The organism is Microbacterium sp. ARD31 (assembly GCF_031844425.1).
Genome location: NZ_JAUZVE010000105.1, coordinates 1 through 9,765, shown reverse-complemented (window position 1 = coordinate 9,765; position 9,765 = coordinate 1). Strand labels below are relative to the sequence as shown.

At 74.3% G+C, this 9,765-nt stretch carries 10 protein-coding genes; 4 read left to right on the top strand and 6 right to left on the bottom strand.

Annotated features, from left to right (window positions below; all coding sequences use genetic code 11):
* Positions 1-41: 41 nt before the first annotated feature.
* Positions 42-563: a 2'-5' RNA ligase family protein gene (locus Q9S36_RS50955; RefSeq protein ID WP_311292356.1), complete on the bottom strand. Its 522-nt coding sequence runs from the start codon at positions 561-563 to the stop codon at positions 42-44.
* Positions 564-616: 53 nt separating this feature from the next.
* Between Q9S36_RS50955 and cobT the strand changes: the two genes are divergently transcribed.
* On the top strand, positions 617-1,654 hold the full coding sequence (gene cobT / locus Q9S36_RS50950; RefSeq protein WP_311292355.1) for a nicotinate-nucleotide--dimethylbenzimidazole phosphoribosyltransferase: 1,038 nt from the start codon (positions 617-619) through the stop codon (positions 1,652-1,654).
* Positions 1,651-2,427, top strand: coding sequence for an adenosylcobinamide-GDP ribazoletransferase (locus Q9S36_RS50945; protein ID WP_311292354.1), 777 nt, complete (start codon positions 1,651-1,653; stop codon positions 2,425-2,427). The genes cobT and Q9S36_RS50945 overlap by 4 nt, the downstream gene beginning before the upstream one ends.
* Here the strand turns inward: Q9S36_RS50945 and Q9S36_RS50940 are convergent.
* Positions 2,424-3,278 carry an SDR family NAD(P)-dependent oxidoreductase gene (locus tag Q9S36_RS50940; RefSeq protein ID WP_311292353.1) on the bottom strand — a complete coding sequence of 285 codons (855 nt, stop codon included), beginning with the start codon at positions 3,276-3,278 and terminating at the stop codon, positions 2,424-2,426. The two genes, Q9S36_RS50945 and Q9S36_RS50940, sit on opposite strands and share 4 nt — an antisense overlap.
* A gap of 59 nt (positions 3,279-3,337) precedes the next feature.
* Between Q9S36_RS50940 and cobU the strand changes: the two genes are divergently transcribed.
* Complete coding sequence (gene cobU, locus Q9S36_RS50935) at positions 3,338-3,865, top strand: bifunctional adenosylcobinamide kinase/adenosylcobinamide-phosphate guanylyltransferase (RefSeq protein ID WP_311292352.1); 528 nt, start codon at positions 3,338-3,340, stop codon at positions 3,863-3,865.
* A gap of 24 nt (positions 3,866-3,889) precedes the next feature.
* The gene (locus tag Q9S36_RS50930; RefSeq protein WP_311292351.1) at positions 3,890-4,357 is read left to right on the top strand and encodes a hypothetical protein; all 468 of its coding nucleotides are present in this window, start codon (positions 3,890-3,892) and stop codon (positions 4,355-4,357) included.
* Here Q9S36_RS50930 and Q9S36_RS50925 read toward each other — a convergent pair.
* From Q9S36_RS50925 to Q9S36_RS50910, 4 genes are all read right to left on the bottom strand, one after another.
* Entirely contained in the window at positions 4,335-5,909 is a 1,575-nt protein-coding gene (locus Q9S36_RS50925) for an MXAN_6640 family putative metalloprotease (protein ID WP_311292350.1), read from the bottom strand. The genes Q9S36_RS50930 and Q9S36_RS50925 overlap by 23 nt on opposite strands.
* Before the next feature lie 105 nt (positions 5,910-6,014).
* Complete coding sequence (locus Q9S36_RS50920) at positions 6,015-6,749, bottom strand: hypothetical protein (RefSeq protein ID WP_311292349.1); 735 nt, start codon at positions 6,747-6,749, stop codon at positions 6,015-6,017.
* Positions 6,750-6,801: 52 nt separating this feature from the next.
* On the bottom strand, positions 6,802-7,449 hold the full coding sequence (locus Q9S36_RS50915) for a SatD family protein (protein WP_311292348.1): 648 nt from the start codon (positions 7,447-7,449) through the stop codon (positions 6,802-6,804).
* Between the two features lie 43 nt (positions 7,450-7,492).
* The coding region (locus Q9S36_RS50910; protein ID WP_311292347.1) for a bifunctional [glutamine synthetase] adenylyltransferase/[glutamine synthetase]-adenylyl-L-tyrosine phosphorylase at positions 7,493-9,765 on the bottom strand (2,273 nt) is incomplete at its 5' end.

Genomic DNA, 9,765 nt, shown 5'->3' with positions numbered 1-9,765 from the left:
GATCCTGCCACAGGGTTCCCCAGCCCACCCTCGGCCCCGCCTCAGCCCAGCCGCCACTCGTGCCTGACGTGGCAGTCGCCCGACTCCCACCACGCCAGCTGGAGCCGGTCCAGCACGACCTCGACGGGGAGCACGTCGCGCAGCAGGCCCGCGGTCGAGGACAGGCTCACCTCGTCGGAGGCCGCGTCCACGGTGAGGTGGGGCACGACGTCGGCGCCGAACTCGCCGCCGTACGGCGGCCACTGGGGGAAGGTCGCGACCAGCCGGGCGGTGAGGTCACGCAGCGCGTCGTCCGGGTCAGGCACCACGTGGATGATCCCGTTGGGGAACTGCGCCAGCTCGGCCAGCCGCACGCGCACCGGCGCCGTCCCGGCAGCGAGGTCGCCGATCCGGGCGAGGGTGGCCGGTGACGGGTCGGGGTCGAAGGGGCCGAGGGCCGTGACGTGCGCGTGCCCGAACCGCGGATCGGTGGAGACGAAGCGGTCGTCGTAGTGGGCGGTCCGTGCTCGGACCCACTCCTCGAGCGCCGGGACCGGCAGCTGGAGGACGGAGTGGCCGGTCACGGCCCAAGACTGTCAGGCGGTCCGCGTCGGGTGGGCCCTAGGCTGGACTGGCCATGGACCAGACCCGCATCCCGCCGCCCTCGCCCGACGTCGCCGCCCGCGCCCGCGAGCGCCTGGCCGGGCTCGCGACGCCGCCCGGGGCGCTCGGCCGCGTCGGGGAGCTCGGCGCCTGGCTCGCCGCCGTCCAGGGCGAGGTGCCGCCGCGCCCGCTGGACGACGTACGCCTCGTGGTGCTCGCCGGTGACCACGGCGTCGCGGCCCACGGGGTCTCGGCCTACCCGCCGGCCGTCACCGAGGCGATGGTCCGCACGATCGTCGCCGGTCGCGCCGGCGTCTCCGCGCTGGCACGGGCGCACGGCGTCACCGTGCGCGTCCTCGACGTGGCGGTCGACGCCGACCTGGACGACCTCCCCGCCGAGGTCACCGCGCACAAGGTGCGCCGCGGCTCGGGGGCGATCCACCTGACCGACGCGCTGACCCGCGAGGAGGCCGAGCGGTCGCTCGCGCTCGGCGCGCGGCTGGCGCGCGAGGAGGTCGAGGCCGGGGCCCAGCTGCTGATGACCGGCGACCTCGGCATCGGCAACACCACGCCGGCGGCCGCCCTCGTCGCGGCCGTCCTCGGCCTGCCGGCCGACGAGGTCACCGGCCGCGGCACCGGGATCGACGACGCGGGCTGGACCCGCAAGCGCGACGTCGTGGCGCAGGCGCTCGACCGCGTCGCGGGCCGCACCGACGAGCCGGTCGAGGTCCTCGCCGCGCTCGGCAGCGCCGACCTGACCGCGACGACGGGCTTCCTGGTCGAGGCAGCCCGGCTCGGCACGCCGGTGCTGCTCGACGGGCTGATGTCCGTGGCCTGCGCGGTCGTCGCCGAGGCGCTGGCGCCCGGTGCCAGCGCGTGGTGGGTCGCCGGCCACCGGTCGACCGAGCCGGCGCAGACCCACGCGCTGAAGTCCCTCGGCCTCGAGCCGCTCCTCGACGTCGGCATGCGCCTCGGCGAGGGCTCGGGCGCGGTCGCCGCCCTCCCGCTGCTGCGCTCCGGCGTCGCCGTGCTGCGCGACGTGGCGCTGTTGTCCGAGATCCTGCCTTCGTGACCCGAGCCGCGACCCTGCTCGACGGCTGGCTCCACGCGACGAGCACGCTCACCGCCGTCCGGGTGCCGCCCCCGGGCCGGGTCGACCGCGCCGTGGCAGGCACCGCGATGGTCCTCGCGCCCCTCGCCGCGCTGCCCCTCGGCGCCGCGGCGGCCGTGGTGGTGCTGCTCGCCGGCCTCGTCGACCTGCCGCCGCTCGCGACGTCGTACGTCGTCCTGCTCGCGCTCGCGCTCGGCACCCGCGCCTTCCACTGGGACGGCCTCGCCGACACTGCGGACGGCCTCACCGCGTCCTACTCCCCCGAGCGCTCGCTCGAGGTCATGCGCACCGGTCCGGTCGGCCCCGCGGGCGTCGTCGCCGTGGTGCTCCTCAGCGGGCTGCAGGCGGCCGGCCTCACGGCCGTCGTGCGCCACGAGCACGGCTGGTGGGCGGTCGGGCTGCTGGTCTGCGCCTCACGTGCCGCGCTCGCGGTGTGCTGCGTGCGCGGCGTGCCCGCGGCCCGGGCGGACGGGCTCGGCACGACCCACATCGGTGCGGTGCCCGTGGTCGGCGCGGTCGCCACCCTCCTGGCCGCCGCGGTCGCAGTGGCCCTCGCCGGGCACGCGCTGGGCGCGGCGGTGCCGGCACTGGTCGGACTGCTCGTGATGGTCGCGGCGGTCGGCGCCCTCCTCGTGCGGTGCGTCCGCCGGCTCGGCGGGATCACGGGCGACGTCCTGGGCGCTGCCGTCGAGCTGTCCTTCGCGGTGCTCGTGCTGGCCTCCGCGACGACCTAGTCGCCCGAGCCCGGCTCGGCCATCCGCCGGTGCACCGCCGCCTTGAGCTTGTCGGGCATCGCCTTGCCGACCGCCTCCTGCACCTTGGTCTCGAGCCCGCCACCGACGACGCGGTCCTGGCCGGACATCAGGGCGTCGAAGCCCTGCCGCGCGACCTGTGCGGGGTCATCCTTCTTCGACGTCCCCACCGCCGTGTCATCGGCCATGTCCGCGGCCTCGAAGAACTCCGTCTCCGTGGGACCGGGCATCAGCGACGTGAGGGTGACGCCGGTGTCCTTGAGCTCGTTCTGCAACGCCTCGGTGAAGGACTGGAGGAAGGACTTCGACGCGTTGTAGACCGCCTGGAACGACCCGGGCATCGTCGAGGCGATCGACGACGTCACCAGCACCCGGCCCTCGTCGCGAGCGACCATGTCGCGCAGGACCAGCTTGGCCAGGCGCACCGTCGAGGTGATGTTGAGGTCGATGATCGAGAGCTCGTCCTCGAGGTCGATGTCGACGAACGCCCCGCCCTGGCCGTGGCCCGCATTGAGGGCGATCGCGTCGAGCGGCCGGCCGTCGGCCACGATCGCGGCGTAGAGGTCCTCGACGCCCTCCGCGGTCCGCAGGTCGACCTGCACGGGCGTGACCTCGCCCTCGCTGTCCGCGCGGAGCACGGCCGCCGCGACGGCGATCTCGGCGTCCTCGGCGGCGACGATGACGTCGAAGTGGTGGTCGACGAACTGCCGGGCCAGCTCGAGGCCGATGCCGCTGGAGGCACCGGTCACGACGGCGAGGGGCCGGCCGTCGAGGGCGGCGTTGGGGGACGTGACGCGGGCGGACTCGGGCGTGGACGCAGGCTGGTCGGTCATGGTCGTCCGTACCCATGCCCCCGGCGTCCGATCCCCCGGCCTCTGGGAGGATGCGCGGCATGCGGATCCTGGTCACCGGCGGCGTCCGGTCGGGCAAGTCGTCCCACGCCGAGGCACTCGTCGGCGACGGACCGGCGACCTACGTCGCCCCCGGCCCGTCGCCCGACGTCGAGACCGACCCCGACTGGGCGGCCCGCGTCACCGCCCACCAGGCCCGCCGGCCGGCCACCTGGACGACCCTCGAGACGCAGGACCTCGCCACCGCCATCCGCGAGGGCCAGGACCCGGTGCTGGTCGACTGCCTCGGCACCTGGCTCACCGCGGTCGTCGACGAGGCGGACGCGTGGGAGCAGGACAACGACACCGTCCTCGAGCTCGTCGGCTCCCGCGTGGACGAGGTGGTCGAGACCCTGCGCGACAGCGCCCTCGACGTCGTCCTGGTCACCAACGAGGTCGGGCTCGGCGTCGTGCCCGAGCACCGCTCCGGGCGGCTCTTCCGCGACCTCCTCGGCACCGTCAACCAGCGCGTCGCCACCGCTTGTGACGAGGTCCACCTCGTGGTGGCCGGCCGGGTGCTGCGCCTCTAGGCGTCCGTCTCCTAGGGTCGATCCATGAGCACACCGACGACCGGGCGCGTGGACGAGGTGATGCTCCGGTCCCCGATCGTGCTCGAGGAGTCGGTGTCCGTCGACGAGGTGCGGACCGTCTTCGCCAGCACGCACGTCCACATGGTGCTGCTGACCCCGACCGGCCGGGTCGGCGAGCCGCTGCTGGGCACGCTCGTCCGCGACGACCTGGCCGCCGCCGAGGACGCCCACGGCGACGCGCTCCCCCACGCCCGCCTCGCCGGCCGGACGGTGGGCATCGGCCTGCTCGCCGACGACGTACGACGCTCGATGCAGGCAGCCGGGCAGCGCCGCGCCGCCGTGGTCGACGCCGACGGCGTGCTGCTCGGACTGCTCTGCCTCAAGCACCACGGTGGCGGCTTCTGCACCGACGCGGGCGTGGCGTCCCGGCGGGCCGAGCGCCGGGCCGACCCCGCCCGGACCGAGGCCGTCAGCCGACCGCCTGGAACCTGACCTCCGCGGCCAGCCCGTCGTCGGGACTCGTGCCACCGCATGCGAAGGCGCTGCCGCCGCCGCACCCGGTCATCCGGGTGCTCCCGTTGGCCAGCGTGACCTCGACCGAGGAGACCCTGCCGTGGACGAAGGGCACGACCACGAAGCCCTTGCCGTTCCTGGCGACGGGCACCGGGGTCGTCCACGTGCCGCCGCCGGCGCGGTGGACGGTCACCACGGCGCGCGCGACCTTCGCGTCGTCGAGGTCCACCCGGACCAGCAGCAGCCTGCTCCCCGCGAACGGCAGCACCTCGCCGGTCGCGCTGGTGAGGTGGTCGAGCTCGACGCGGCGGCGGGCCGGCGGCGACTTCCGGGCCAGCTGGACCGCGTCGATCGTGTTCGGGGCGGTCGGGTAGCCCTGCTCGACGGCCTCGTCGTAGGCGTCGTCCGGGTGCTGGTTGGCGTCGGCGAAGGCGGCGTACTGCTCCGGCGTGGAGGTACGGCGGGCGGAGAGCACCTTGTCGATCGCCTGCAGCGAGTACAGCGCGTTGGGCCTCTTGGTCGTGTCGAGGGCCTCCCAGACCTGGCGGACCAGGTTCGGCACGCCGGCAGTCTCGTCGTCGTACGTCTCGATGAGGAAGCGCCAGAAGCCCCAGTTGCCGTAGGCGTTGATGTCGAAGGAGTCGAGCGGCGTCGCGGGACCGGCCGGCGGCCCGAACACCACCGGGTCGCCCATCTGGCCGTAGTTGAGGAAGAACGCGTTGTCGTTGACGTCGTCGTAGAGCTCGTCCTCCATCGCGGTGGCCGTCGACTCCATCAGCCAGCCGTCGTCCTCGGCGTCGTAGGCGAGCTGGACGGCGTGGAAGTACTCGTGCGCGACGGTGATCCCGAGCGCCGCCTCGGGTGAGAGCCACGGTGTGTTGGCGTAGTCGTTGTCGAAGCCGCAGTAGGCGTACCAGGCGCTGCCGACCACCGGACCGTCCGCGTCGGAGCGGCAGTAGCCCAGCGTGCCGACGGAGTCGATGTCACCGAGGTAGAAGTCCGTCCGGGTGTCGCCCTCCTGGCCGGCGTCGGGCAGCGGGCGCTTGAAGCCGGCGGCCGCGTAGACGCCGGCCACATGGGCGATCGTGTCGAAGGCGGTCGCCGCGAACGCGGGCGTCGCGGCGTGCGGGCCCTCCTCGACCCAGTGCAGGCAGAACGCCGGGCTGCACTGCGTCTGCAGGTCGGCGTCCGGGCCGTAGGAGATGTCGCGCGGGTCGTTCGGGTCGTCCGGCGGCGTGGTCGGTCGGGCGAGCAGCCGCTCGGCGGCGGCCCGGTCGGCGCCGCGGAGGGCGTGCTTGGCGACGAAGAGGTCTCGCATCGCGAGCGTCTGGTCGACGCCGCGTCCCCGGCCGTCGCCGGAGACGGCGTCCTCGGCCGCGTCCAGCGCCGCCTCGGCCACCGCCCTCTCGTGCGCAGTGCCGGACGAACCGGGATCGTCGACGGCCTGGGCGTTCGGCGCGACGGCGAGCGTCGCGCCGAGGGCCACGGTGAGCAGCGGGGCGAGCAGGGCGGCGGGTGTCCGGAGGCGCATGGCGCCATCTCAGCAGCACCACAGGTCCCGGCGCCACGGATCTCGGCCTTGTTCAATCCTTCGACCCACGGCGTTCGCCCCCACCACCGCGAAGGTGGCCGCGCGTCAGACCAGCAGCACGTACGAGGCCAGCGCGACGAGCCAGGACACGAAGGAGCCGAGGAGGAAGTACTCGGTCATCTCGTGCACGGTCTGCTGCTCGTGCCGCGACGACAGCTCGGGGAACCGGAGCAGGCCCTTGGCCGCCACGACGATGCTGGCTGCGGTCACCTGCCCGCCCAGGGCGAGGGCGAGGATGAAGACGCGCTCGAGCGGACCGAGCAGGCGTCCGCCCTTGAGCTGCGTGGGCGGCAGCCCGCCGTCCTTGCGGGGGTTGATCGTGCCGGTCGACTTCAGCGCCAGCCGGACGAGCACGTTGCCCGTCGACAGCTGGACGCCGAAGGCGCCGAGGAGGAGCAGGAACCGGTCGGCGCCGAGGCCGTTGGCCGCCGGCAGGGAGACGGAGGCGAGCCAGCGGCCGAGGAGCCCGTCGGCCTCGGGCGCCAGGCCCGAGCAGGCGACGCCGGTCACCAGCGCGGCGACGAAGACTCCGAGCGGCAGCCACGCGGCCGCCTGGGCGGGGTGGCCGAATCCCCAGGTCACCGCGAAGCCCCACGCGGTCACCGCGAGGGCGACCGCGAACAGGGCGACGACGTCACGCCCGGTCGTCAGGTCGGCGAGGACGCCGAGCACCAGCACGGCCAGCACCCCGACCACCTGCGGGAGCACCTTGACCTTGCGCGCCGAGTGGGTCAGGTCGGTGACGGCCAACCCGACCAGCAGGATCCCGAGCCAGCTCATCGCACTCCTCCCACGTTGGTCTCCTCGTCTCCGGCCCGCATCGCTGCCCGCCTCACAGCTCGCGGGCCAGCTCGTCGGCCGCCAGCAGGACACCGAGTCCGTCGGCGCGGATGCGCTGGGACACCGCTGAGGGGCTGATGCCCAGCTCCTCGGCGATCTCCTGCTGCTGCCTGCCCCTCAGCAGACCATCCAGCACCGACATCGAGCGCTCCGACAGGCCGCTGACCACCTGGTCGCGCGTCATCAGGGCGGCGTTGACCAGTGCCGGGACGGGACCGGGCTCGCCCTCGGCGGCGGCGTACGCCGTGCGCACCGCACGCAGCGCGGCCTTCCGCTCGTACGCCTCCACCGCCTCGATCGCCGACCGCGCGGCCCACCAGCCCGGGCCGTCCTCGACCCGCGGGTCCTCCGACAGCACCAGCACGCGACCCCAGCCGATCCCCTGCCGCACGTCGACGTCGGGCCACAGCGCCATCCGCACCCGGAGGGTGGCCGCGATCGCCGAGCCGAGGTCGGCGAAGATGCCCTGGAACTCGTCGCCCACCCCGATGCGCAGCGGCACGGGCGGGGCGTACTCCGCGTTGACGGCGTCGACGGCCTCCACGAACCTGGCGTGCACCGACTCCCGGTCCTCCCGCAGCCGGGATCCCACGAGGTCGCCGATGATCGTCACTGAAGCGTCGCGCTTCATGTCGCTCATATGAAGATGATACCTTCTTCTGAGCGAGATGAATAGATGACCTTCATTCCCAGAAGACCCGCTCGACCACGGCGTGCGCGCGCCGGGTCGTGCGGAGGTAGTCGTTGACCATCTGGTCCGAGGAGCCCTGCGGGTAGCCGAGCACCCGGGCCACCGCCGCGCGCTCGCGCGCGTCGCGCGGCAGCTGGTCGGCGGGACGGCCGCGCACGAGCGTCACCGCGTTGCGCACCCGGCTCACCAGCCGCCACGCCTCCGCCAGCGTCCGGGCGTCGTCCTCGCCGACGAGACCGGCGGCCGCGGCCGCCTCCAGCGCGGGCAGGGTCTGCGGCGTCCGCAGCGCCTCGACCCGCCCGGCATGGCGCATCTGCAGCAGCTGGACGGTCCACTCGACGTCGGCCAGTCCCCCACGCCCGAGCTTCAGGTGGGTCTGCCGGTCCGCGCCGCGCGGCAGCCGCTCGTCGTCCACGCGCGCCTTGATCCGGCGCACCTCCACCACGTCGGCCTCCGAGATCCCGTCCTCGGGGAACCGCAGCGGGTCGACCAGCGCGGTGAACCGGCGCCGCAGCCCCTCGTCGCCGGCCACCGGGTCCGCACGCAGCAGCGCCTGGAACTCCCACACGTGCGACCACTTGGCGTAGTAGGCGGCGTAGGACTCCACGGTGCGCACCATCGGCCCGTTCTTGCCCTCCGGGCGCAGGTCGGGATCGACCTCCAGGGGCGGGTCGCTGGCCGGCAGCGACAGCAGCCGCCGCACCTCCGCGACCACGGCCGTCGCGAACGACGACGCGACCTGCGGCTCGACGCCCCCCACCGGCTCGTGCACGAACATCACGTCGGCGTCGCTGCCGTAGGACAGCTCGAAGCCGCCGTAGCGGCCCATCGCGACCACCGCGATGCGACTCGGTGGCGCGTCGAGGCCGCGCTGGCGCCGGACGGACTCGGTGGCGATGTCGAGGGTGGCCTGCAAGGTCGCGTCCGTCAGCCGGCTCAGGCCCTGCCCCACGAGCGCCACGTCGGTCCCCGCCACCAGCTCGCCGCAGGCGATCCGCAGCAGCTCGCGACGACGTACGGCGCGCACCGCCCCGACCGCGGCCTCGGGCGAGTCGGCACGCTCGACGAGCGCCTCCATCTCCGTCAGCGCCGCCTCGGCGCTCAGCGGCGTCAGCGACTCCCCGAGCATCTTGACGCCCTGCGGCTCGCGCTCGAGCAGGTCGGTGGCGTAGCGCGAGGTGCCCAGGACGTAGGCCAGCCGCTCGGCGACCTCGCCCTCGTCGCGCAGCATCGTGAGGTACCACGGCGTACGGCCCAGGCTCTCGCTGATCCGGCGGAAGCCGAACAGGCCCGCATCGGGGTCGGGCGAGTCGGCGAACCACTCCAGCAGCACAGGGAGGAGCGTGCGCTGGATGTCGGAGGTGCGGGAGACGCCGCTGGTGAGCGCCTCGAGGTGGCGCAGGGCGGCCTTCGGGTCCGCGTAGCCGAGCGCGGCGAGCCGCACCTCGGCCGCCTCGAGGGAGAGCCGGGTCTCGGGTCCGGCGAGCTTGGCGACCGCTCCCAGCAGCGGTCGGTAGAACAGCTTCTCGTGCAGCCGGCGCACCTCGCGGCGGTGGTAGCGCCACTGCTTGTCGAGCTGGGCGACGGGCTCGGAGAAGAGTCCCAGCGAGCGGCCGAGGCGGCGCAGCGAGGCCTCGTCGTCGGGGAGCACGTGGGTACGCCGCAGCTGGTGGAGCTGGATCCGGTGCTCGAGGGTGCGGAGGAAGGTGTAGGCCTCGTGCAGCTTCTCGCCGTCGTCGCGGCCGACGTAGCCACCGGCGGTCAGCCGCGCGAGCGCGCTCAGGGTGGCGCCCTCGCGCAGGGAGGCGTCGGCCCGGCCGTGCACCAGCTGCAGGAGCTGGACAGCGAACTCCACGTCGCGCAGGCCGCCCGGGCCGAGCTTCAGCTGCCGGTCCACCTCGTGCGCCGGGAGGTGGTCGATGACCCGGCGGCGCATCGCCTGCACATCAGCGACGAAGCCGTCGCGCTCAGCGGCGCTCCAGACCATCGGCTCGATCATCTCGACGTAGGCGCGCCCCAGCGCGGCGTCCCCGGCCACCGGGCGGGCTTTGAGCAGCGCCTGGAACTCCCAGGTCTTGGCCCATCGCTCGTAGTAGCCGCGGTGGCTCGCGAGCGTGCGCACCAGCGGTCCCTGGCTGCCCTCGGGGCGCAGGTTGGCGTCGACCGGCCAGATGGTGCCCTCGCGCGTGTGGTCGGAGCAGATCCGCATCAGGTGCGAGGCCAGCTGGGTGGCCGCGCGCAGTGCTGCACCCTCGTCGGCGCCGT